Consider the following 22,320-nt stretch of genomic DNA (forward strand, 5'->3'; position numbering starts at 1 on the left):
TGCGCCGGTTCAGCGCAACTTGAGCGACGACAGCCCGATCAGCACCAGCAGCATGGTGATGATCCAGAAGCGCACCGTCACCTGCGTTTCCTTCCAGCCCGACAATTCAAAGTGGTGATGCAGCGGCGCCATCTTGAACAACCGCCTGCCCTCGCCGTAGCGCCGCTTGGTGATCTTGAACCAGCCCACCTGCAGCATCACCGACAGCGTTTCCACCACGAAGATGCCGCCCATCACGAACAGCACGATCTCCTGGCGCACGATCACCGCCACCGTGCCCAGCGCGCCGCCCAGCGCCAGCGCACCGACGTCGCCCATGAACACCTGGGCCGGGTGGGCGTTGAACCAGAGGAAGGCCAGGCCCGCCCCCGCCAGCGCCGAACAGAAGATCAGCAACTCGCCGGCCCCTGGGATATGCGGGAACAGCAGGTACTTGCTGTAGACCGAACTCCCCATCACGTAGGCAAACACGCCCAGGCCGCTGCCGACCAGCACCACCGGCATAATCACCAGGCCGTCCAGGCCATCGGTCAGGTTCACCGCGTTGCTCGAGCCCACGATCACCAGGTAGGTCAGCACGATGAAGCCGGCCACGCCCAGCGGATAGCTCACTTCCTTGAAGAAGGGCACGATCAGGTTGGACTTGTAAGGCATATCGAGCGACAAACCGCCTTCGACCCAGCCCAGGAACAGGTCCCACACCCGCACATTGCTGCTTTCCGACACCGAAAACGCCAGGTAGACCGCGGCCACCAGGCCGATCAGGGTCTGCCAGAAAAACTTCTCGCGGCTCGACATGCCGCGCGGATCGCGATAGACCACCTTGCGGTAGTCATCCACCCAGCCGATCGCGCCGTAGCCCAGGGTCACCAGCATCACGACCCAGATAAAGCGGTTGCCCCAGTCGCACCAGAGCAACGTGGAGATGGCGATCGACACCAGCACCAGCACGCCGCCCATGGTGGGCGTGCCGGCCTTGACCAGGTGCGACTGCGGGCCGATGGTGCGCACCGCCTGGCCGATCTTCAGTTCGGTCAGCTTGCGGATCACCCACGGCCCAAGGCCGAGCCCGATCAAAAGCGCGGTGAGGTTGGCCATCACCGCGCGGAAGGTCAGGTAGTTGAAGACCCGCAGGAAGCTGTAGTCGTTTTGCAGCCACTGGGCCAGAGCCAATAACATCGTGTTTCCGTATTCCTTTCGACAACCGCCCGGCGGTGCCGGGCTATCTGATTGATTAACTAACCGTCGATGACAATTAATGCGCGGACGTGTCTGCGACCAGCGCATCCACCATCCGTTCCATCCGCATGAACCGCGATCCCTTAATCAGTACCGCGCTTGCGCCTGCCACGGTACCGTCCTTGTCTTCCACCAGGGCCTCGGCGAGGTCTTCGGCACGCTCGAAATGCCGGGCTCCCATGCCAAACGCCTGCACGGTGTGCACCATGGCCTCGCCGGTCGCCCACAGCGCCTCGATGCCGCGCGCGTGCGCATAGGCCCCGATTTCCGTATGGAAAGCCGGCCCCTGATCGCCCACTTCCCCCATGTCGCCCAGCACCAGCAGGCGTGGCGCGGCAAACCCGGCCAGCACGTCGATGGCCGCGCGGACCGAGTCAGGGTTGGCGTTGTAGCTGTCGTCGATCACCAGCGTGCCGCCGGTGGCGTGCTTGACCTGCAACCGGCCCTTGACCGCGGCAAACCCGGCCAGCCCCGCCTGGATCGCCTCGATGCCAACGCCCGCGCCCAGCGCGCAGGCGATCGCCGCCAGCGCGTTGCGCACGTTGTGGGTGCCGAGCACCGACAGCCGCACCTCGAACGCGGTGCCAGGCACGCGGACCTGCATCACTTGCACGCCGTCGTCGAGCGCCACGTCGGCGCGGACATCGGCACGGGCATCCAGGCCGAACGACAGCACGCGGCGCGCGCCGGCTGCCTGGCGCCAGATGCCGGCATGCTCGCCGCCGCCTTCGGCGTCGAGCGGGAACACCGCCACGCCGTCGGCGGGCAATGCCGCGATCGCCGCCGCGTGTTCATGCGCCACGGCCTCGACGTTCACCATGAACTCCTGGTGCTCGCGCTGCGCATTGGTCACCACCGCCACGGTGGGCTGGGCGATGCCGGCCAGGTAGACGGTCTCGCCCGGGTGGTTCATGCCAAGCTCGAGCACGGCGAGCCGGTGCGCCGCGGACAGCCGCAGCACGGTCAGCGGCATGCCGATATCGTTGTTCAGGTTGCCGCCCGTTGCCAGGCGAGCGCCCTCCCCTACCGCCGCCGCGAAGATCGCGGCGATCATTTCCTTGACGGTGGTCTTGCCGTTGCTGCCCGTCACCGCGACCGCGGGCAGGCGGAAACGGCGGCGCCAGCCGGCGGCCAGCTGGCCCAGCCCCAGGCGGGTATCCGGCACCACGATGGCGGGAATGCCGAGCGCGGCGTCAGGCTCGCGCTCCACCAGCACCGCGGCGGCGCCACGCGCCACCACGTCGGCCAGGAAATCGTGCGCGTCGAAGCGCTCGCCCTTGAGCGCGACGAACAGGTCGCCCGGCTGGACCGTGCGGCTGTCGGTCAGCACGCGCGAGAAACGCCGGCTGGCGGCGCCGTCGGGCCCGGAAATACGCGCGCCGGCGATCCAGCCGGCGGCTTGCTGCAAATCGGTCATGGTGTATTGCGTCATGCGGACACCCCACGCGTGCCCAGCGTCAGCCGGACATGCTCGCGGTCGGAGAACGGCCGCTTGCGGCCATGCACCTCCTGGGTGGCTTCGTGCCCCTTGCCGGCCACCAGCACCACGTCGGCTGCGGTGGCGTGCTTGATGGCATACAGGATGGCGGCGGCGCGGTCCTCGATCAGGTGCGCGCGGCTACGGTCGGCCATGCCGTCGGCAATGGCGTTCAGGATGTCTTGCGGGTCTTCGCTGCGCGGGTTGTCGCTGGTCAGCACGATCTCGTCGGCAAGCCGCTCGGCGACTTCGCCCATCAAGGGGCGCTTGATCGGGTCGCGGTCGCCGCCGCAGCCGAACACGCACCACAACCGGCCTTTGCGGGCCTGCGCCACGGGGCGCAGCGCTTCCAGGGTCTTTTCCAGCGCGTCCGGCGTGTGGGCGTAATCGACCACCGCCAGCGGGCCGTCCTGGCCGCCGTGGCTGCCGCCAAACAACTCCATGCGGCCGTCGACCGGCTTGAGCGTGCGCAGCGCGTCGATGGCGGCGTCCCAGGCAATGCCGTTGGCCAGCGTGGCGCCCAGCACGGCGAGCAGGTTGCTGACATTGAACGCGCCGATCATCGTCGTGCTGACATCGGCGCTGCCGAAGCTGCCATCCACATGGAAGGCGGTGCCGGCGGCGGTGGCGCGCACGTCGGTGGCGCGCAGCCACTGGCCTGCCTTGCGGGTCGGGCCGGCAGCGCCGTCAATGCCGTATTCAATCACTTGCGAGGCGAGCGCGGGATTGGCCAGCAGGCGCGCGCCCATGGCGTCGTCACGATTGATCACGGCGGCACGCAGGCCGGGCCATTGGAACAGCAGGGCCTTGGCCGCCTCGTACTCGGCCATGGTGCCGTGGTAATCGAGATGGTCCTGGGTCAGGTTGGTCAGCACCGCCACCGCGAAGTGCGTGCCGGCCACGCGGCCTTGCTCCAGGCCGTGCGAGGACACTTCCATCGCCACCGCGCGCGCGCCGGCGCCATGCAGCGCGGCCAGGCTGTCCTGCAGCTGGACGGCGTCGGGCGTGGTGAAGCCGGTCGCCGCGAGCGCATCGGGAAAACCGGTGCCAAGCGTGCCGATGGTGGCACAGCGCTTGCCCGTGGCCTGCAGCACGCGCGCCAGCCACTGGCTGCACGACGTCTTGCCATTGGTGCCGGTGATGCCGGTCACGGCGAGATCGCGCGCGCCGTTCTCGTACCAGCCGGCGGCGATCGGCCCGGCGAGCTGATGCAGGCCGGACACGCCAAGATGCGGCACGCCTTCGCCGTGCGGCCAGGCGAAGCCATCGGCCTCAAAGACCACGGCGCTGGCGCCGCGGGCAATGGCCTGGGCGATATGCGGGCGCGCATCGGTCGACAGGCGCGCATTGCCCAGCACATAGGCAACGAACACGTCGCCCTGGGCCAGCCGACGCGTGTCGCCGGTCAGCTTGGCGCCGGCGGGGGCGTGCTGGCGCAGCCAGGCCAGCGCGTCGGCGGCCTGCGCGGCCACTTCGAGTGGGAGCAGCGTCCGGCTCATTGCGTCGCGCTCCACGGTTCGCTTTCCTGCACCTTGTCGCTGACCACCAATTGGCGAATCGGCGAATCCGGTTGCACATTGAGCGCGCGCAGCGCGCCGCCGGTAATCGCGGAGAAGGCCGGGCCCGCCGCGGCGCCGCCGTAGTGGCTGCCGGAGGTAGGCTCATCCACGCTCACGGCCACGATCACGCGCGGGTTCGACATCGGCGCCAGGCCGATGAAGGAAGCCCGGTACTTGCTGCGGTCGTAGCCGCGGCCCACGTGCTTGTACGCCGTGCCCGTCTTGCCGCCAACCCGGTAGCCCATCACCTGGGCCTCGGGCGCGGTGCCGCCAGGCGCCGTCACGGTCTCCAGCATGGCCCGCACCTGGCGCGCCACCTCGGGAGACAGCACGCGCTCGCCGGTGACCGGGCCCTGGTTGCGGAACATGGTGACCGGAATCAGCTCGCCGTCATGGGCGAAGATGGTGTAGGCGTGGGCGATCTGGAACAGCGACACCGACAGGCCGTAGCCATAGGACATGGTGGCCTGCTCGATGGGCCGCCAGCTCTTGTACGGGCGCACCCGTCCGGCCACGGCGCCGGGGAAACCGATCTTGGGCGCCTGACCCAGGCCCACGCTCATATACATATCCCACATTTCCTGCGGCTTGAGCAGCATCGAGATCTTGGTCGTGCCGATGTTGCTGGACTTCTGGATGATGCCGGCCACGGTCAGCGCCCCGTAGTTGTGGGTGTCGCTGATGGTGGCGCCTTCGTAATTGAACTTGCCGGTCGTGGCAAATACCGTCGAGGGCGTGACGCGCTTGAGCTGCAGCGCCAGGCCGATCGTGATTGGCTTCATCATCGAGCCCGGCTCGAAGGTGTCGGTCAGGACCCGGTTGCGCAGTTGCTCGCCAGACAGCCGGGTGCGGTCATTCGGGTTGTAGGTCGGCCAGTTGGCCAGCGCCAGCACCTCGCCGGTCTGCGCGTCAAGCACCACGGCGCTGGCCGCCTTGGCCTTGCTGCGCTCGACGATGGCCTTGACCTCGTTGTAGGCCAGGTACTGGATCTTGGCGTCGATGGAGAGCTGCTGGTCTTCGCCATCGCGCGGGGTCTTGAGGATGCCCACATCCTCCACCACGCGGCCAAGGCGGTCCTTGATCACCTGGCGCGCGCCGGATTTGCCGGCCAGCACGGCCTCGCGCGCCAGCTCCACGCCTTCCTGGCCGCGGTCTTCCACATTGGTAAAGCCGACGATGTGCGCCATCGCCTCGCCTTCCGGGTAGAAGCGCTTGTATTCGCGGGTCTGGTGGATGCCTTCGATCTTGAGCGCGGCGATCTTGTCCGCGACATCCGGCAGCACCTGGCGCTTCAGGTAGACGAAGCTCTTGTCTTCCGTAAACTTGCGGCGCAGTTCCTTGTCGCTCATGTCGAGCAGCTTGCTCAACTGGCGGATCTTGTCCGCGTCGATCTCGTCGGGCACGTCCTCAGGGACCGCCCAGATGGCCTTGACGGGCAGGCTGGTCGCCAGCACCAGGCCATTGCGGTCGAGGATCTTGCCGCGCGTTGCCGGCAGCTCGAGCGTGCGCTGGAAGCGCTTCTTGCCTTCGGCCTCGTAGAACTGGTTGCCCGGGCCCTGGATCCAGAGCGCGCGCCCCGCCAGCGCGACGAAGGCGGCGAACATCATGAACACCACCAGCTTGGAGCGCCACATCGGCAAGCGCAGGCCAAGCACGGGGCTGGCGGCGAACTGGCCGGTGCGCGGGCGCGAAGGGTTGCCGCGCTGGGCGTTATGCGAGGGCCGTGCGATGGTCATGGCTTACTCCCCTCGGGCGCTGCAGCCGCGGGCGCGCTGGCGGGCGGCGCGTCCAGCACTACGCCGGCCAGGTATTGGGTCCTGCCGGGAAGCACCGGCGTCATCTTCAGCTGTGCCCGCGCCGCGTCCGCAATGCGCGCGCTCTTGCCAAGCGAGCTCTGCTGGTACTGCAAGCGGGACCAGTCGATGTCGAGCTGCTTTTCTTCCGCCTGCGCGCGCTCGTGGGCGACGAACAAGGTGCGGGCCTGGTGCTGCGCGCTCACCAGCGAGAGCGCGCACAGCATCAGGGCAGCCAGCAGGAAGAAAGTCAGGCGGTTCATGGGCGGCCCGCCTTCTGGGTGGAGGCGGACGAAAGGGACGCCGGGGACGGCAGCTTCTCGGCCACGCGCATCACCGCGGAGCGGGCACGCGGGTTGGCGGCAACCTCTTCGGCGCCCGGCTTGACCCGGCCGAGCAGCTTCAGCGTGGGCTGGGGCAGTTGGTCCGCGCGCAGGGGCGCGCGGCGCATGGCGGGATCGGCATTCTGCTGCGGACGGGCGTGCGCCTGCATGAACCGCTTGACGATGCGGTCCTCAAGCGAATGAAAGCTGATGACCACCAGCCGCCCGCCTTCCTGCAACAGGTCGTAAGCCGCGCTCAGGCCGCTTTCGAGGTCCGCAAGCTCTTGATTGACGTGAATCCGTAGAGCCTGAAAGGTGCGGGTCGCAGGGTCCTGACCCTTCTCGCGTGTTTTGACGGCTTTCGCCACGAGCGCGGCAAGCTCGGCAGTAGTGGTAAGCGGTCCGCCATGGCCGGGTTCGCTCCGGCGAGCAACAACCGCCTTTGCAATCTGTACAGCAAACCGTTCTTCCCCATAGTCCCGTATCACCCTTGCGATGTCTTGCTCATCCGCTTGCGCCAGCCACTGCGCGGCGGTAATGCCGCGCGTCGTGTCCATGCGCATGTCCAGCGGTCCCTCGAAGCGAAAGGAGAAACCCCGCTCCGCGTCGTCGATCTGGGGCGAGCTGATGCCCAGGTCGAGCAATATCCCGGCGACCTTCCCCCGGCCCGCCAGCGCCGCCGGCATCTCGGCGAAGCTGGTGTGCTCAATGGAGAAGCGGGCATCCATGATGGTGCCCGCCTCTGCGATTGCTGCCGGATCCTTGTCGAAGGCCACCAGTGCCCCGGCCGGGCCCAGCCGGGCCAGAATTGCCCGGCTGTGCCCCCTCTGCCGAAGGTGCCGTCCACGTAGACGCCATCGGGCCGCCAGACCAGGGCTTCGACAGCCTCGTCCAGCAACACGGTGCGATGGCGCAGGGCGGTGGTCCCCGGCGTTTGGGTTGAGCTCATGACCTCGTCAGAAAGAGAAATTCTTTAATGCTTCCGGCATGCCCTGCGCCATCGCCTGCTGTTCCTTGGCGGCGTAGGTCGCGGCATCCCAGACTTCGAAATGGCTGCCCATACCGAGCAGCATGACTTCCTTGTCGAGCAAGGCGGCGCCACGCAGCTCAGGTGCGATCAGCACCCGGCCCGCGCCATCCATGTCGACGTCTGCGGCATTGCCCAGGAAGATGCGCTTCCACCAGTGCGCGTCCATCGGCAAAGCCGCAATGCGGCCACGGAAGTTTTCCCATTCAGGGCGCGGAAACAGCAGCAGGCAGCCATCCGGGTGCTTGGTCAGCGTAACCCGGCCCTCGGCCTGCTGTTGTAGCGCCTCACGGTGCCGCGCCGGAATCGACATCCGGCCCTTGGCATCCAGTGACAGCGCCGATGCTCCCTGAAACAAGCTAGCTCCCGGTCCGCGCCGGCATGCTTACCGCCGGCTGGCGCGTGAATCCTTTGAATCCGACGTTGGGCGATGATCCCATGGCCAGACTACGTTTTCACACAAAATCACACTTCCTCACACTATTTCCCACTTTAGAGGAAGCGATTTGACGGGTCAAGGCTCGTTGTAGTGCAACAATCCGGATTTTTTAATTAGAACAATGACTTAGCGCGCACACCTTGCGCACCGAAAAAGTGAATTCCCAATGAAATGAAGGTCTTATGGAAGAAAGCAGAGAAACCACCTGAGAACAACTGAGGAAGGAACTGCCTGCAGCAGGAAAAACGGCCGAGCCGGACCGATGGAAGGATACAACGTTTTGGCGTCTACCCCGCGTGCGAAGGGTACCAGGCCTGCCGGCGCGCGGTGCCACGGGGCGAGGCTGCGCCGAAGCTGGCGAGGGCATCGCGCGCCGGCGCCGTCCCTCAGATCCGATAAGCGGCGGTGGTCATCACCTTGGAGGCCGCCCGCATCATCGCGCGCACCGGCGGCGGCAGCGGCATGCCGCCCGCCTCGCGCGCGGCAGCGCCGTGCCTCGCCTCGTCGTCGCGCATCTGCTCCAGGATCGCGCGCGACCGGTCGTCGGCTATGGGGATCTGTTCCAGATGGCCATTCAGGTGCTGCTCGACCTGGTACTCGGTCTCGGAGACGAAGCCCAGGCTGACCCGGTCGCCCGCGCGCCCCGCCGCCCAGCCGATGGCAAACGCGCCCGCGTACCAGAGCGGGTTGAGCAGGCTGGGACGCGAGCCGAGCTCGCGCAGCCGTTCGGCGCACCAGCCAAGGTGGTCTTCTTCCTCGCGCGCCGCCTCATCCATCTGGGCGCGAACCTGCGGCGTGCGCGCGGTCAGCTTCTGGGCCTGGTAAAGGGCCTGCGCGCAGACCTCGCCCACGTGGTTGATGCGCATGAGCCCAGCCACGTGGCGGCGTTGCGTCTCGTCGAGGCCCTGCGCATCGGGCGCAAGCGCCTCGGCAGGATTGGCGCGGCTGGCGCGGGTGACGCCTGCGATCGCGCGCAAGGCCACATCGAATTCGCGAATCAAGGTATCCATGGATGCATGCGCTGGTGGTTGCTCGGGGCGATTCCGCGTCCCACTCCCTGGCTGGAGGGGAGACGGCCCGGTGAATACGCCCTCGGGATTTCCCGCATTGTACCGTGGCCGAGTTGCCGGGTTTCTCCCGCCGCGCGCGCACTGGCAAGCGCCAGATACTCCAAAACCCTGAGTTGTGAAAAGCTGACAAGGGCAGTGAACCCGATTGTGAATCGAGGGCGGTTTGTTACAGTAGTTGGCAGCTTCTGACGAAGTTGGGTAAGCGGAAAATGGAGACTCAGGAGGTTTCTCCGCTAGCCACCAATAATTCTTATACGGAGATCATCGAGCATGAAAAAATCGCTTCTCGCGCTGGCTGCGTTGGGTGCATTCGCAGGTGCCGCTCAGGCCCAGTCCAGCGTGACGCTGTACGGCGTTGCGGATATGAACCTCGAATACGTCAATCACCTCGGCGTTGCGCCGTCAGCCGCCAACGGCCTCAGTACCGGCCGCGGCAACTCCGTCTATCGCATGTCCTCCGGCGGCCTGTCCGGCTCGCGTTGGGGCCTGCGCGGCGTGGAAGACCTGGGCGGCGGCTTGAAGGCGCTGTTCGTGCTCGAAAATGGCTTCGCCCTAGACACCGGCTCTCTGCAGCAAGGCGGCCGCCTGTTCGGTCGTCAGGCGTACGTGGGTATCGAAAGCGCCCAGGCTGGCCGCTTCACCTTCGGTCGCCAGTACACCACGCTGTTCGACCTGCTCGCCAACTTCTCGCCCAGCGGCTACGCCACCCAGTATGAGCCGGTGGTCGCCCAGCTCGGCCTGAACTTCCGCTCCGACAACACCGCCAAGTACACCGGCGTGTTCGGCCCGGTGACCGCGATTGCGCACTGGTCCTTCGGCAACGGCGTGGCAGGCAACGGCGAAGTTCCGGGCCAGTTCCGCCGCGACACCGGCTACGGCGCCGGCGTGGCGTACGCCGCCGGTCCGTTCGGCGCGACCGTCGCCTACGACCAGTACAACCCGACCCTGAGCGCGACCGGCGACACCGGCACGTTCAAGAAGGCGGCAGTGGCGGGCAGCTATGCCTTCGGCCCGGCCAAGATCATGGGCGGCTATCGCTGGGGCCAGGCCAAGGCACAGAACGGCGCACCCATTCTGCGCGACAACTACTACTGGATCGGCGCCAACTACCAGGTCACCGCACCGCTGGGCCTGACGCTGCAGTACAACTACGACGACGTCAAGAACTTCGGCGGCAACACCCACCTCGCCAATCCCTGGCAGGTTTCGTTCATCGCCGACTACAACCTGTCCAAGCGTACCGACGTCTACCTGACGGCTGCATACGCGAAGAACGCCGGCCTGAACTTCGACACGTCGGCCATCAGCTTCGCCAACGGCTACTTCCTCGGCTCCAACAACGACAACATGCTGGGCGTCGGCGTGGGTATCCGCCACAAGTTCTAAGCGCATCCGCGCGGCACTGCAAAGGCACCTTCGGGTGCCTTTTTCATGGCGGACTCGCTCCGGTCCTAGGGCATCACCTCATCGGCACATTGTTATCCCGACACTACAATGCAGCAGCCTTCCGGATGCATCGACGAACGCACCGCGTCGTCGCGCCCTCCGGCAAAACGCAGGCACCCATAAGGAGACCCCATGCACCGCACCCGCCGCCGCGCGACCCACAGGCTGCTTGCCACCATCGCCAGCGCTTGCCTTGGCACCCTCGCCTGGCAAGCGCCCGCGCAAGCCGCGGACACCTACCCCAACAAGCCGATCCGCCTGGTGGTGCCGTTCCCTGCGGGCGGCACGACGGATATCCTGGCGCGCGCGGTTGCCGCCGAGCTGTCGAAGCTGCAGGGCTGGAACGTAGTCGTCGACAACCGGCCGGGCGCGGGCGGCAACATCGGCGCCGACATGGTCGCCAAGGCCGCGCCGGATGGCTACACGCTGTTGATGGGCACGGTGGGCACGCATGGCATCAACCAGTCGCTGTACGGCAAGCTGCCGTTCGACCCGATCAAGGACTTCTCACCCATCACTGAGGTCGCGTCGGTGCCCAATGTGCTGGTGGTCAACCCCGCCTTTGCGCAGCAGAACCGGATCAACAGCGTGACGGACCTGATCGCCTATGCACGCGCCAATCCCGGCAAGCTCAATATGGCCTCGAGCGGCAATGGCACCTCGATCCACCTGGCAGGCGAGCTGTTCAAGACCCAGACCCGTACCTTCATGGTGCACTTCCCTTACAAGGGCAGCGGCCCGGCGCTGACCGACCTGGCGGGCGGCACCATGCAGCTCATGTTCGACAACCTGCCCTCGTCGATGGCGCTGATCAAGGGCGGCAAGCTCAAGGCGCTGGCGGTCACCAGCGCCAAGCCCTCGCCGGCGCTGCCGGGCGTGCCGACGGTGGCCGAAGCGGCCCGCCTGCCGGGCTTCGAGGCAAGCTCCTGGTTCGGCTTGCTGGCGCCCGCCGGCACGCCGCACGACATCGTCGCGCGCGTCCAGCAGGAAGTCGCGCGCTCGCTGGCCACGCCGGCCGTGCGGGAGAAGCTGCTGGCCCAGGGCGCCGATCCGGTCGGCAACACGCCGGAGCAGTTCGCCGCCTTTATCCGCGCCGAGCTCACCAAGTGGGCCAAGGTGGTCAAGGACTCGGGCGCCAAGGTGGATTGAGGCGTGCGCCCGCCCGTGGCGGCGTGCGAGCGCATATACTTGAGGCATCAAACAACCAGCGTGTCGCGATGCCCATCCCACCTGCCGCCGAGGCCGCCACCAAGGCCGGCGCCGAAGAAGCGCCGGTCGATCTCGAAACCAGCGCCGACGATAACGCCCACGATGCCCTGCGCCTGTGGCTGCGCCTCTTGACCTGCACCAACCTGGTCGAGGCCGACATCCGCTCGCGGCTGCGCCAGGATTTCGCCTGCACCCTGCCGCGCTTCGACCTGATGTCCCAGCTCGACCGCCATCCGGAAGGCCTGAAAATGGGCGAGCTGTCGCGCCGCATGATGGTCACCGGCGGCAACGTCACCGGCATCACGGACCAGCTCCAGCAGGAAGGCCTGGTCTCGCGCGAGGCCTTGCCCAGCGATCGCCGCGCTTACCTGATCCGGCTCACGCCGGCCGGGCGCACCGCATTTTCCAAGATGGCGCGCGCGCATGAAGACTGGATCGAGCAGTTGTTCGGCGGCCTGCCCCAGACCGACCGGCGCGCCCTGTTCCGCTTGCTGGGCCGGCTCAAGACCGGGCTGGTGAGCGCATGAGCGCGGCCCGCCCCGGACCAGGCACGCGCTGCGCATTGCTGCTGACGCTGCCGGTGCTGCTCCTCGCGGCCTGCCAGAGCGCACCACCGGGGCCGGAAATCTCGCCGCTGAACGTCACGATCAAGCTTGGGCACATCGGCGCGAAGACGCTGGTGGGCCAGGTCGACGTGCCGGACAACGGCGCGGCAAGCACCGCCGTGGGCGTTGGCGGCGGCGCATGGAACGGTGGTGGCTGGAGCGGTGGAGGCGTTGGTTTTTCCGTCGACCTGAACCAGTTGTTGCGCCCGCAGCCGCGGCCGCGCATGGACCTGTTCCAATACACGGTGACGCCACTGGATGGCAGCGGCGGCAACGTCATCGTCAACGGCCCCGCGGCGCCGGGCCTGGAACCCGGCGCCTGCGTGCGGATGGTCTATCCCGACGGCGCGCCCGAGCCGCTGCTCGTACCCTCCCGGGAATGCTGACGCGCCCCGCAGAATCGGCATAGGGGCAGCCCACTGGCTGCGCCCCTGCCACACCACCCGGCATGCGGGTCCGCACCGGGCGGTTCGAGAGGTTGAGGTTAAGTGAGACGGGGCATGCCCAACTGATCGAAGTAGGCGATGGTCAGGACCCGGTTCAGCGTGTCGCCGCTGTTGCGCCACCAGCACCGGCTACTCGCCGCTGCTTGCCTGGCGGCATCCGCTGTAGCACCCAGCGCACGCAACTCTCGGTAAATGACCCGACCACGGCGCCAGTGCTTGAGCTGGATGGCCCTCAGCCGGTGGCGCATCCACTTGTCCAGCTCGCGCCAGACCTGGGGCGTTTGCGCCAGCCGGAAGTAGGCCTTCCATCCCAGAACATATGGCCTCACCCGATCCACGACTGCCTGCAGACTCCGCCCGCCTGAGCGGCGAGTCAGTTCGCGGATGCGTTGCTTGAACGTCAGCAGCGGCTTAACTGCCACTTTGCGCTTGACCACTCCCCTGCGGCCACCCAGAAGCTGTAGCCGAGGAACTTGCGGCCAAACGCGCTCGCCACCGCGCTCTTTGCCTCGTTGACCTTCAGGCGCAGGCTGCCGTACAAGCGCCGCAATAGCGCCATCACTCGCTCGCCCGCCCGCCGACTGCGCACGTACACGTTCGCATCATCGGCATAGCGCACGAAGCAATGACCTCGACGCTCCAACGCCTTGTCCACCTCATCGAGCAGTACGTTAGCCAGCAGCGGTGACAGTACGCCGCTTACAACGTTGCATACTTTTCACTCCGTCGTCTGAATCATTCGAGTTTTCGCTGTCAAAAGCCCCAGGCTGTGGGTCAACCCTGAACACAACGACGATTTCATCCTTGTGGATTTCGACGCGCTTGACCAGACCCAATACGATCCTGCGCTTTGTCTCAAGATCAATCGTGTCCAGTTTTTCGGTGACGGCGCCTGCAAATTCCTCGATCCGATTGATGACCAGAAACAGCTCGCTTTGCACCGCGCCTTGCTGCCTGGATTCAAGGATCTGCTGGTCAATCTGCTCAAGCCGATTCCTCAACTGCTGCATCTTCGGTTCGAAGTCGGACTTATCGAGGATGCCGTCCGCATAGCTATCGATCAGCCGGGACTTTCCCTTCTCCAGCTGCAGCCGCTGCTTTTCAAGGTTGCTTGTGTCGAAGGCACTCTTCTCGTTGCGCTCCATCATATCCAGTCGACGCTCATATTCGCTCTTCAAGCGTTCTGGATGACTGAGCAATTCCACAACCTGCTGCCATACCAGCTCATCGAGCCTGTCTGTTCGTACCTGCAGATTGTCACAGATGCGGTGGCCACCGAAACGGTAGGCATCAGTCCCAACACAGCGGTAATAGGCGTAGTCCCGCTGATGCCCCTTAGCTGCAACCTTGCTCACCTTCTTGGCGTAATAGGCGTAATGGCACTCGCCGCATACCGTCAACCCTTGCAGCAGGCGTAGCGGTGCACTCTCGCGCCTCTGGCGCGCCAGCTTGCGGTTCTCGGCAAGCTGTTCCTGAGCCGCCTGGAACAGCCCCTCGCTCACGATGGCCGGCACCGGAATCTCGATCCAGTCCTGCGGTTCGGTTCGTGTTGTCGAGTACGGCTTTCTGGGCACGTCAGCACTGTGGCGCTGGGCGCGCACGCGTACCTGCAGGTGATCGCGCGACTGCGTCTTGCCGAACGCAGCTCGCCCCATGTACGCAGGATTGCGCAATATGCCCCACACCACACTACGGTCCCAGTATGGCTTGCCCGACGCTGTCACGGTACCCGACTCGGCAAGGCGGCGTACCACATCCCCTATGCTCAGGCGGTCCATCCCCACCCACTGGAAGATCGCCCGGACCGTTGCAGCCTGGGGCAGTTCGATAACGTACCGGGCCGGCGTTCCGTCGAGTTGCCGGCGAATGTAGCGGTAGCCGTAGGGCGCCCCGGACAGGACATTGACACTGCCGCGTTTTGCGCCGTGAAGCTTGCCACGACGGTGACGCTCGGCGATCTTCGCCCGTTCGTATTCTGCGATCATGCCCTGCATCTGCAATAGCAGCGACTCTTCCGGCGTCGTACCGATCGCGTGATTGAGGAAGACCACCTGGACACCGCAGGCGGAGAACTCTTCCATCAGCAGCGCCTGGTGCGCATATTTGCGCGCCAGCCGGTCCGGTGACAGGATGTACAGCTGATCGATCGTACCGAGCGCGGCACAGTCCCTGAGGCGCTCCAATTGAGGCCTGATCAGCGTCGCACCGCTCACGCCAGCGTCAACGAAACACATGTCGTCGACGATCTGCGCGCCGTCAGCTGAAATACGCTCCTTCAGTGCAGCGATCTGGCTTTCAATGGTGCCGCGTTTGTTTTGCTGTTCGGAGGATACCCGCGCGTAGAGTGCAACCATCGCAGCTTTGCTCATCGTCTACCTCGCTTGATGGTCGCTTGCTTGGACTCTGCAGACCACGTAGCGGACGGCTGTGCCGTCGCGCGTGCTTCGATCGGACTAATCTGCTCGTAAGCCTTTTGCAACTGCTCTTGGGCATAGCGGTTCGGCTCGAAAGCCAGACGCACGCTCCACTTTTTACGTCTTCGGGTCATCGCTGCACCTGCCTGTCAGCGGGAGCGACCGTCTCAAGGACAAGATCCACATTGACGTCAGCACAGCTTCTGGACCAGGGCGCCAGACACTCCCTCGAAATGCGCAGGCCCAATTTTATCCGGCAGTTTGCTCTATTGTTGGTGGCGTTATCGGCCCGCCTTGCGGCGTGCCCTCGTACCGCTGCAGCACTACCCCGCCATCCATCAGCCCGCTGTTCAGATACGCCCGGATCAGCCGGATGACCCCGGCGTCCCCGATGCGCTTCTGTAGACGGTCAATCAGGATGTCGTGGTTGACCCGGTCAAAGAACTTCTCCAGATCCACGTCCACCACCACTCGCCGCCCCGACTGCACGTACGACTGCGCGGCTAACACCGCATCGTGCGCACGCCGCCCAGGCCGGAAGCCGTAGCTGTGCTCGCTGAAGGTGGGGTCCAGCATCGGCTGCAGCACCTGCAACAGCGCCTGCTGGATCAGCCGGTCCGTCACCGTCGGAATACCGAGCTCGCGCTCGCCTCCTCCGTCCGGCTTCGGAATCGTTACCCGCCGTACCGGACTGGGCCGGTACGTCCCCTTGAGCAGTTGCTGGCGGATCTCCGGCCACGCCGACACCAGATAGCGGGCGGTCTGATCAATATCCAGACCATCCACGCCAGCGGCGCCTTTGTTGCGGCGGACCCGCCTGAACGCCTGCTTCAGGTTCTCTCGCGTCAGCGCCGCTGCCAGCAGCGCCGACCCCGTGTCCTCCGGTCCCCGCCGCGGACCGCCGGCTTCGTCGCAGGCGGGTTCACGGCCGGCTTCACCGCCCGCTACTCCTCCCGCCCCGCTCGCGCGGGCTTCTGACGCAATGCCTTCGGTATCGACATGGCTTCGAACACTCCCTCTCGTTCGGTCCTTCGTCGGCGGATTCGAGCCTTGCCGGCGCTACCCCCAACTACTTCGACCTCTGCTGACTTCTCGCTCCGGCTCGACGCCGTCGCCCTTTCAGGCATGAGGCGAGATCTCCCCAGGTAAGAACGCACTCCTTCGCTGCACAACCGCCGGATTTACGCCGCCTCCCTTGATCACGAGAACTTCGCGGTTTCATGCCCGCTCGTCCTGGTCGGCACCGCCTTCTATCCGGTTCGTGTTCCTCGGCTCGCAGCTTCGCTCCACGCTTCCTCCCCACGATCGGTCGCCCTTTCGCAGTTGCGCTTCGCTTCGATCGCTGTGATCAACTTACGGTGGGACTTGCACCCACAGGAGTGCGCCCATGCTGGGCGCACACAAAAACGGGCTACGCAATTCGCGTAGCCCGTTTTCAAATTCTGGTGCCGGCTGCAGGACTCGAACCCGCCACCTGATGATTACAAATCAACTGCTCTACCTGATGAGCTAAGCCGGCATGTTTGGTGCAGACCGCGATTCTACTGCATGCGGCGCAAATTGACGATGGCTTCCTGTGCCTACTTCACTACCTTCAGCGAAGGTTTCTTGGCGCCGATGCGGGACACGGGCGGCGGCGTGGGTTCGTCGTCGCCGTTGTGGTCTTCGTTGGCTTCCGCTGTGACCAGCGGCTCGCTTTCCACCGAGGACAGCTTGGGCGGCGGGTTGTTCTCGCGCTCGGTGGCGGCCTGGGTTTCGGGCACGCTGCGCTCGACGGGGAAGGCCATGCCCTGGCCGTTTTCGCGCGCGTAGATGGCGAGCACGTTTTCGATGGGCACGTCGATCTTGCGCGAGATGCCGCCAAAGCGGGCGCTGAAGCCGATCCACTCGTTGCCCATGTCCAGGCCGCTGGTGGCGTCGAAGCTGACGTTCAGCACGATTTCGTTGTTCTTGACGAACTCGCGCGGCACGCTGGTGTTAGCGTCGACGAAGACGGCGATGTACGGTGTGAAGCCGTTATCCGTGCACCACTCGTAGATGGCGCGGATCAGGTAGGGCTTGGTGGAGGTTTCAGGCATTGTGCTTCCAGTGGCGCAGTCCGGCGGCCCGAGGCGAGCTTGTCGCTTCGGGCCGGAGCCGGTTTAGCGGCGCATCACCTTTTCAGACGGGGTGAGCGCTTCGATGTAGGCCGGGCGGCTGAAGATGCGTTCGGCGTACTTGAGCAGCGGCGCGGCGTTCTTCGACAGTTCGATGCCGTAGTGGTCCAGGCGCCACAGCAGCGGGGCGATGGCGACGTCGAGCATCGAGAACTCTTCGCCAAGCATGTACTTGTTCTTGACGAAGATCGGCGCGAGCTGGGTCAGGCGGTCGCGAATGGCGGAGCGGGCGCGCTCGTGGTTCTTCTCGGCGGCCTTGCCCTTTTCGTTTTCGAGGGCGTAGACGTGCGTGAAGAGTTCCTTTTCGAAATTGAACAGGAACAGGCGGGCGCGGGCGCGCTGCACCGGGTCGGCCGGCATCAGCTGCGGATGCGGGAAGCGCTCGTCGATGTACTCGTTGATGATGTTCGACTCGTACAGGATCAGGTCGCGCTCGACCAGGATGGGCACCTGGCCGTAGGGGTTCATCACCGAGATGTCTTCCGGCTTGTTGAACAGGTCGACGTCACGGATCTCGAAATCCATGCCCTTTTCGAACAGGACGAGGCGGCAACGTTGGGAGAACGGGCAGGTGGTGCCCGAATACAACACCATCATGGTTGGATTCCTTTGATGCGGGGTCGATTGACTGGATCGGTATTCTGGCAGAACCGATATAGAGAAAGCAAATTAGAGATTCATGAGGCACATTTAAGTGCATTCGAGGCGCCGAAAAGACGGCTTAGGCGCACATTGATCGGGCATTGCGCCTGTAGTCTGTAAAGCAAAAGGGCTGGTGCGGGGTTGCTCTGCACAACACCCGCCGCAGCCCTTCTCCCCCATCGGACCAGCAGGTCTTCCGGGGCTTTAACGCATTTACTTGATGTCCTTCCAGTACGAAGCGTTCAGGCGCCAGGCGAAGACGGTGAACACGCCGAGGAACATCAGCACCCATACGCCCAGGCGCTTGCGCTGGTTCTGTGCGGGCTCTGCCATCCAGTCCAGGAAGCCAACCAGGTCGCTCGTGGCCTGGTCGTATTCGAGCGTGCTCATCTTGCCCGGGGTGAGCTGCTCGAAGCCGGCAAACTTGTGCACCTTCTCGCCGTGTTCTTCGGATTCGACGAACTTGGCGGCGCGCTGGCCTTGCAGCTCCCACAGCACGTGCGGCATGCCGACGCTCGGGAACACCAGGTTGTTCCAGCCCGTGGCGCGGTTGTCGTCACGGTAGAAGGTACGCAGGTAGGTGTACAGCCAGTCGTCGCCGCGGGCGCGGGCGATCACCGACAGGTCCGGCGGCGTGGCGCCAAAGAACGCCTTGGCATCCTTCGGCGGCATGGCGATGGTCATCATGTCGCCCACCTTCTCGCCGGAGAACAGCAGGTTCTGGCGGATCTGGTCGTCGGTCAGGCCGATGTCCTTGAGGCGGTTGTACCGCATCATGGACGCGCCGTGGCAGTTCAGGCAGTAGTTGACGAACAGCTTGGCGCCGCGCTGCAGCGAGGAAAGATCGCTGGTCTGCACGGGCGCCGGCTCGAGGGGTAACCCCTTCGCTGGCCATGGCGGGCGCGGCGGCAAAGCAGGCGCCGGCCAGCGCGAGAATCGAAAGCAGCTTTTTCATCTTTTGTCCTTGTGCTCTTGTCGGGGTTCGTCCGGGCTCAGTGCGGGTGGAACGTGACACGTTCCGGCACTTGCTTGAACTGGCCGACACGGCTCCACAGCGGCATGGTCAGGAAGAAGGCGAAGTACAGCAGGGTTCCCAGCTGCGACACCTTTTCACCCACCGGCGACGGGGGCATGACGCCCAGGTAGCCGAGCACGATGAACACCACCACGAACACGATCAGGATGCTCTTGTGGAAGGCCGGACGATAGCGGATCGATTTCACCGGCGAGTGGTCCAGCCACGGCAGGAAGAACAGGATCACGACCGAGCCGCCCATCACCAGCACGCCCCAGAACTTGGCGTCGATGAAGTAGAAGCCCACGGCCAGGATCACGGCGATGGCAAGCGCGCCCACCTTGATGCGGACGTCCTTGCTACGCAGGAACACCAGGCCGAGCAGCACCGCGAAGAACACCCACAGGATCGGCAGGAAGTTCGAGGTGGTGGCGCGCAGCATCGAGTAGAACGGCGTGAAGTACCAGACCGGCGCGATGTGCGGCGGGGTCTTGAGCGGATCGGCCGGGACGAAGTTGTTCGACTCCAGGAAGTAACCGCCCATCTCCGGGAAGAAGAAGATCACCGCGGAGAAGATCATCAGGAAGCCGCCCACGCCCATCAGGTCGTGCACCGAGTAGTACGGGTGGAAGGGGATGCCGTCCAGCGGCACGCCGTTCTCGTCCTTCTTGGCCTTGATCTCGACGCCGTCCGGGTTGTTCGAGCCCACTTCGTGCAGCGCGATGATGTGCGCGACCACCAGGCCCAGCAGCACCAGCGGCACGGCGATGACGTGGAAGGAGAAGAAGCGGTTCAGGGTCGCGTCGCTCACGACGTAGTCGCCGCGGATGAACAGCGACAGGTCGCCGCCGATCACGGGGATGGCCGAGAACAGGTTCACGATCACCTGGGCGCCCCAGTACGACATCTGGCCCCACGGCAGCAGGTAGCCCATGAAGGCTTCAGCCATCAGGCACAGGAAGATCAGGCAGCCGAAGACCCAGACCAGCTCACGCGGCTTGCGGTACGAACCGTACAGCAGGCCACGGAACATATGCAGGTACACCACCACGAAGAAGGCCGAGGCGCCGGTGGAGTGCATGTAGCGCACCAGCCAGCCCCAGGGCACCTCTCGCATGATGTATTCCACGCTGGCGTAAGCCACGGGAATGCCGGCGGCGTTGAGCGTGCCGTCCGGCTTGTAGTTCATCACCAGGAAGATGCCGGTGACGATCTGGATCACCAGGACCAGCAGGGCGAGCGAGCCGAAGAAGTACCAGAAGTTGAAGTTCTTCGGTGCGTAGTACTTGGAAAGGTGATCTTCCCAGAGTTGGGTTGCGGGGAAGCGCGCGTCGATCCAGCCAAGCAGGCCGGTCGTCTTTACTTGTTTTTCGGCCGCCATGGTCAAGCGTCTCCTTTTTCATCCTTGCCGATCACGATCTTGGTGTCGGACAGGAACTGGTACGGGGGTACGTCGAGGTTTTGCGGAGCCGGCTTGTTCTTGAACACGCGGCCAGCGAGGTCGAACGTCGAGCCGTGGCAGGGGCAGAGGAAACCGGGGTCGGAGCCGAGCTGGGGATTGGAGCCGGAACCGAAGGGGCCGGAGGGCGAGCAGCCCAGGTGGGAGCAGATGCCCACCACGACCAGCAAATCTTTGTGTTCTGCGCGGGAACGGGTTTCGTTCTTGCAATACTCGGGCGTCTTCATGGTGAAGGGGACGTCCGAGTTGGGGTCGGCGACTTCGGCATCGGTTTTCTTCAGCGACGCGAGCATTTCCTCGGTGCGCTTCAGGATCCAGACTGGTTTGCCGCGCCATTCAACGGTCATCATCTCGCCCGATTTCAGGGCGCTGATGTCGGCTTCTACCGGAGCTCCGGCGGCCTTTGCCTTCTCTGACGGCGCAAACGTACTGACGAACGGAACAGCTACCGCCACGCCTCCGATGCCGCCAGCGACTGACGTCGCAATCAACCAATTGCGGCGACCCTTATCCACGTTCTTCACGTTTTGCTGGTCACTCATTCCAAACCCCAGGGGATGTCAAATTAGATTTTGCGTCAACCGTAAATTGTACCTTAGGCACATGTGGCATTGAAAGGCACACGGTGATTGTGCGACGTACGATAATCGGCCACAAAAAGGGCGATGTGGCCTGTACGCTTGCGTTACAGGCGGTGATGGGGCAGGCTTTTATCCTGACGACCGTTCAACGAAAGCAACACTGGGAGAAAAGCATGGGGATGATGTCGGAGTTCAAGGCCTTCGCGATGCGGGGCAATGTAGTCGACCTGGCGGTGGGTGTGATTATCGGCGCCGCGTTCGGCAAGATTGTCGAATCCGTGGTGAATGACCTGATCATGCCGGTGGTGGGCCGCATTATCGGCAAACTCGACTTCTCTAACCTTTTCGTGATGCTGGCCGAGCCGCCGGCGGGCGTGCCGCATACGCTCGACGCCCTTAAGAAAGCAGGCGTTCCGGTATTTGCCTATGGGAATTTTCTGACTATTCTGGTCAATTTCATCATTCTGGCTTTCATCATCTTCGTGATGGTGCGCGCCATCATGAAGATGCGCGCCGCCGAACCGGCGCCGGCGCCGGCTGCTACGCCCGAGGATGTGGTGCTGCTGCGCGAGATCCGCGACAGCCTCAAGGTACGCCAGCCCTAAGATAAACCCAGGCATGCGGCCCGGCCACCACGCCGGGCTCGCGGCATCAGACCGGCATCAAACCGGGTTGGGAATATCGATAAAGGTATGGCGCAGGCCGAATTGCTGCGCCAGGTGCGCGCCGAGCGACTGGATGCCGTAGCGCTCGGTGGCGTGATGCCCCGCTGCCAGGTAGGCAACGCCGCTCTCGCGCGCCAAGTGGGTGGTCTGCTCCGAGATCTCGCCGCTCAGGTAGGCATCCACGCCGGCTGCTACCGCCGCGTCGAAGTAGCCCTGGGCTCCGCCGGTGCACCAGCCCACGGTGCGGATCATCTGCTCGGGGTCCCCGATGGCAAGCGGCTCGCGGTTGAGCACGCCGCCCACATGGGCGGCCAGCGCGGCTAACGGCATGGATTGCGGCAAGGTGCCGGTCCAGCCAAGCTGGCCCTCGCCGAAGCGCCCGGTTGGCGTGAAGCCGAGCTGCAAGCCCAGTTGGGCATTGTTGCCGAACTCGGGATGGTCGTCGAGCGGCAGGTGATAGGCGAGCAGGTTCACGTCGGCGCCCAGCAGGCGCTTCAAGCGGGCATGCTTTTGCCCGATCACGCGGGCGTCTTCGTTTTTCCAGAAGTAGCCGTGATGGACCAGGATGACGTCGGCGCCGGCCTCGATGGCGGCTTCGACCAGGGCCAGGCTGGCGGTCACGCCGGTTGCGATGTGCTCGACCTCAGGGCGGCCTTGCACTTGCCATCCGTTCGGGCAATAGTCTTTGTATCGAGGCACTTGAAGCAGGTCGTTCAAGTACAATTCAAGATCTTTTGTTTTCATATCCTGCCCAA

At 64.7% G+C, this 22,320-nt stretch carries 18 protein-coding genes, 1 tRNA gene and 4 pseudogenes; 5 read left to right on the forward strand and 18 right to left on the reverse strand.

Annotated elements, in window-relative coordinates; all coding sequences use genetic code 11:
• Positions 1-9 precede the first annotated feature (9 nt).
• The 8 genes and pseudogenes from mraY to coq7 all read right to left on the reverse strand — a co-directional run bounded on the left by mraY (position 10) and on the right by coq7 (position 8,867).
• Complete coding sequence (mraY, locus tag OMK73_RS25715; RefSeq protein ID WP_017227540.1) at positions 10-1,179, reverse strand: phospho-N-acetylmuramoyl-pentapeptide-transferase; 1,170 nt, start codon at positions 1,177-1,179, stop codon at positions 10-12.
• Positions 1,180-1,255: 76 nt separating this feature from the next.
• Positions 1,256-2,671, reverse strand: coding sequence for a UDP-N-acetylmuramoyl-tripeptide--D-alanyl-D-alanine ligase (locus OMK73_RS25720; RefSeq protein ID WP_267604516.1), 1,416 nt, complete (start codon positions 2,669-2,671; stop codon positions 1,256-1,258).
• The gene (locus OMK73_RS25725; protein WP_267604517.1) at positions 2,668-4,215 is read right to left on the reverse strand and encodes a UDP-N-acetylmuramoyl-L-alanyl-D-glutamate--2,6-diaminopimelate ligase; all 1,548 of its coding nucleotides are present in this window, start codon (positions 4,213-4,215) and stop codon (positions 2,668-2,670) included. The genes OMK73_RS25720 and OMK73_RS25725 overlap by 4 nt, the downstream gene beginning before the upstream one ends.
• On the reverse strand, positions 4,212-6,011 hold the full coding sequence (locus OMK73_RS25730; protein ID WP_267604518.1) for a peptidoglycan D,D-transpeptidase FtsI family protein: 1,800 nt from the start codon (positions 6,009-6,011) through the stop codon (positions 4,212-4,214). Before OMK73_RS25730 ends, OMK73_RS25725 begins: the two co-directional genes overlap by 4 nt.
• Positions 6,008-6,331 (reverse strand): cell division protein FtsL, encoded by a 324-nt coding sequence (ftsL, locus tag OMK73_RS25735; protein ID WP_267604519.1) that lies wholly within the window; start codon positions 6,329-6,331, stop codon positions 6,008-6,010. Before ftsL ends, OMK73_RS25730 begins: the two co-directional genes overlap by 4 nt.
• Positions 6,328-7,340: pseudogene (rsmH, locus tag OMK73_RS25740) on the reverse strand (16S rRNA (cytosine(1402)-N(4))-methyltransferase RsmH). The gene ftsL and the pseudogene rsmH overlap by 4 nt, the downstream one beginning before the upstream one ends.
• 7 nt (positions 7,341-7,347) lie before the next feature.
• On the reverse strand, positions 7,348-7,776 hold the full coding sequence (mraZ, locus tag OMK73_RS25745) for a division/cell wall cluster transcriptional repressor MraZ (protein ID WP_267604520.1): 429 nt from the start codon (positions 7,774-7,776) through the stop codon (positions 7,348-7,350).
• A gap of 467 nt (positions 7,777-8,243) precedes the next feature.
• Entirely contained in the window at positions 8,244-8,867 is a 624-nt protein-coding gene (gene coq7, locus OMK73_RS25750) for a 2-polyprenyl-3-methyl-6-methoxy-1,4-benzoquinone monooxygenase (protein ID WP_267604521.1), read from the reverse strand.
• Between the two features lie 330 nt (positions 8,868-9,197).
• Here coq7 and OMK73_RS25755 point away from each other — a divergent pair, with 330 nt between their 5' ends.
• From OMK73_RS25755 to OMK73_RS25770, 4 genes are all read left to right on the forward strand, one after another.
• Entirely contained in the window at positions 9,198-10,313 is a 1,116-nt protein-coding gene (locus tag OMK73_RS25755; RefSeq protein WP_267604522.1) for a porin, read from the forward strand.
• A gap of 192 nt (positions 10,314-10,505) precedes the next feature.
• The gene (locus OMK73_RS25760) at positions 10,506-11,522 is read left to right on the forward strand and encodes a Bug family tripartite tricarboxylate transporter substrate binding protein (protein ID WP_267604523.1); all 1,017 of its coding nucleotides are present in this window, start codon (positions 10,506-10,508) and stop codon (positions 11,520-11,522) included.
• A gap of 68 nt (positions 11,523-11,590) precedes the next feature.
• Positions 11,591-12,109, forward strand: coding sequence for a MarR family winged helix-turn-helix transcriptional regulator (locus OMK73_RS25765; protein WP_267604524.1), 519 nt, complete (start codon positions 11,591-11,593; stop codon positions 12,107-12,109).
• 35 nt (positions 12,110-12,144) lie between these two features.
• Entirely contained in the window at positions 12,145-12,573 is a 429-nt protein-coding gene (locus OMK73_RS25770) for a hypothetical protein (RefSeq protein WP_267604525.1), read from the forward strand.
• Between the two features lie 98 nt (positions 12,574-12,671).
• Here the strand turns inward: OMK73_RS25770 and OMK73_RS25775 are convergent.
• The 9 genes and pseudogenes from OMK73_RS25775 to petA all read right to left on the reverse strand — a co-directional run.
• Positions 12,672-13,330 (reverse strand): annotated as a pseudogene (locus tag OMK73_RS25775) (group II intron maturase-specific domain-containing protein); the annotation flags it as partial.
• Positions 13,305-15,002, reverse strand: a complete 1,698-nt coding sequence (locus tag OMK73_RS25780) for a recombinase family protein (RefSeq protein WP_267604526.1) — start codon at positions 15,000-15,002, stop codon at positions 13,305-13,307. The pseudogene OMK73_RS25775 and the gene OMK73_RS25780, both read right to left, overlap by 26 nt.
• Positions 15,003-15,323: 321 nt before the next feature.
• Positions 15,324-16,048 (reverse strand): annotated as a pseudogene (locus OMK73_RS25785) (reverse transcriptase domain-containing protein); the annotation flags it as partial.
• A 442-nt stretch (positions 16,049-16,490) separates the two neighbouring features.
• A tRNA-Thr gene (locus OMK73_RS25790) sits at positions 16,491-16,566 on the reverse strand.
• A 61-nt stretch (positions 16,567-16,627) separates the two neighbouring features.
• Positions 16,628-17,125, reverse strand: coding sequence for a ClpXP protease specificity-enhancing factor (locus OMK73_RS25795; RefSeq protein ID WP_150985693.1), 498 nt, complete (start codon positions 17,123-17,125; stop codon positions 16,628-16,630).
• 63 nt (positions 17,126-17,188) lie between these two features.
• Positions 17,189-17,800, reverse strand: coding sequence for a glutathione S-transferase N-terminal domain-containing protein (locus OMK73_RS25800; protein WP_006159674.1), 612 nt, complete (start codon positions 17,798-17,800; stop codon positions 17,189-17,191).
• Between the two features lie 258 nt (positions 17,801-18,058).
• A pseudogene (locus OMK73_RS25805) lies at positions 18,059-18,800 on the reverse strand (cytochrome c1).
• Between the two features lie 37 nt (positions 18,801-18,837).
• Positions 18,838-20,241 (reverse strand): cytochrome b, encoded by a 1,404-nt coding sequence (locus OMK73_RS25810; RefSeq protein WP_267604527.1) that lies wholly within the window; start codon positions 20,239-20,241, stop codon positions 18,838-18,840.
• A gap of 2 nt (positions 20,242-20,243) precedes the next feature.
• Positions 20,244-20,861: a ubiquinol-cytochrome c reductase iron-sulfur subunit gene (petA, locus tag OMK73_RS25815; RefSeq protein ID WP_267604528.1), complete on the reverse strand. Its 618-nt coding sequence runs from the start codon at positions 20,859-20,861 to the stop codon at positions 20,244-20,246.
• A 212-nt stretch (positions 20,862-21,073) separates the two neighbouring features.
• Between petA and mscL the strand changes: the two genes are divergently transcribed.
• Complete coding sequence (mscL, locus tag OMK73_RS25820) at positions 21,074-21,505, forward strand: large conductance mechanosensitive channel protein MscL (RefSeq protein ID WP_267606513.1); 432 nt, start codon at positions 21,074-21,076, stop codon at positions 21,503-21,505.
• A gap of 57 nt (positions 21,506-21,562) precedes the next feature.
• On the opposite strand, the gene OMK73_RS25825 is transcribed toward mscL, so the two are convergent.
• Entirely contained in the window at positions 21,563-22,309 is a 747-nt protein-coding gene (locus OMK73_RS25825; protein ID WP_267604529.1) for a Nif3-like dinuclear metal center hexameric protein, read from the reverse strand.
• Positions 22,310-22,320: the final 11 nt, after the last annotated feature.

Origin of the sequence: Cupriavidus sp. D39 (assembly GCF_026627925.1) — a bacterium.
Classification (GTDB): Bacteria; Pseudomonadota; Gammaproteobacteria; order Burkholderiales; family Burkholderiaceae; genus Cupriavidus; species Cupriavidus ulmosensis.

What these genes read in the sequence shown, in the direction of transcription:
- OMK73_RS25780 (WP_267604526.1), bottom strand. Translation starts at nt 15,002, where the DNA reads ATGAGCAAAGCTGCGATGGTTGCACTCTACGCGCGGGTATCCTCCGAA.
- mraY (WP_017227540.1), bottom strand. Translation starts at nt 1,179, where the DNA reads ATGTTATTGGCTCTGGCCCAGTGGCTGCAAAACGACTACAGCTTCCTG.
- OMK73_RS25765 (WP_267604524.1), top strand. Translation starts at nt 11,591, where the DNA reads ATGCCCATCCCACCTGCCGCCGAGGCCGCCACCAAGGCCGGCGCCGAA.
- OMK73_RS25795 (WP_150985693.1), bottom strand. Translation starts at nt 17,125, where the DNA reads ATGCCTGAAACCTCCACCAAGCCCTACCTGATCCGCGCCATCTACGAG.
- OMK73_RS25810 (WP_267604527.1), bottom strand. Translation starts at nt 20,241, where the DNA reads ATGGCGGCCGAAAAACAAGTAAAGACGACCGGCCTGCTTGGCTGGATC.
- OMK73_RS25725 (WP_267604517.1), bottom strand. Translation starts at nt 4,215, where the DNA reads ATGAGCCGGACGCTGCTCCCACTCGAAGTGGCCGCGCAGGCCGCCGAC.
- mscL (WP_267606513.1), top strand. Translation starts at nt 21,074, where the DNA reads ATGGGGATGATGTCGGAGTTCAAGGCCTTCGCGATGCGGGGCAATGTA.
- petA (WP_267604528.1), bottom strand. Translation starts at nt 20,861, where the DNA reads ATGAGTGACCAGCAAAACGTGAAGAACGTGGATAAGGGTCGCCGCAAT.
- OMK73_RS25755 (WP_267604522.1), top strand. Translation starts at nt 9,198, where the DNA reads ATGAAAAAATCGCTTCTCGCGCTGGCTGCGTTGGGTGCATTCGCAGGT.
- OMK73_RS25720 (WP_267604516.1), bottom strand. Translation starts at nt 2,671, where the DNA reads ATGACGCAATACACCATGACCGATTTGCAGCAAGCCGCCGGCTGGATC.
- OMK73_RS25800 (WP_006159674.1), bottom strand. Translation starts at nt 17,800, where the DNA reads ATGATGGTGTTGTATTCGGGCACCACCTGCCCGTTCTCCCAACGTTGC.
- coq7 (WP_267604521.1), bottom strand. Translation starts at nt 8,867, where the DNA reads ATGGATACCTTGATTCGCGAATTCGATGTGGCCTTGCGCGCGATCGCA.
- OMK73_RS25825 (WP_267604529.1), bottom strand. Translation starts at nt 22,309, where the DNA reads ATGAAAACAAAAGATCTTGAATTGTACTTGAACGACCTGCTTCAAGTG.
- OMK73_RS25760 (WP_267604523.1), top strand. Translation starts at nt 10,506, where the DNA reads ATGCACCGCACCCGCCGCCGCGCGACCCACAGGCTGCTTGCCACCATC.
- OMK73_RS25730 (WP_267604518.1), bottom strand. Translation starts at nt 6,011, where the DNA reads ATGACCATCGCACGGCCCTCGCATAACGCCCAGCGCGGCAACCCTTCG.
- ftsL (WP_267604519.1), bottom strand. Translation starts at nt 6,331, where the DNA reads ATGAACCGCCTGACTTTCTTCCTGCTGGCTGCCCTGATGCTGTGCGCG.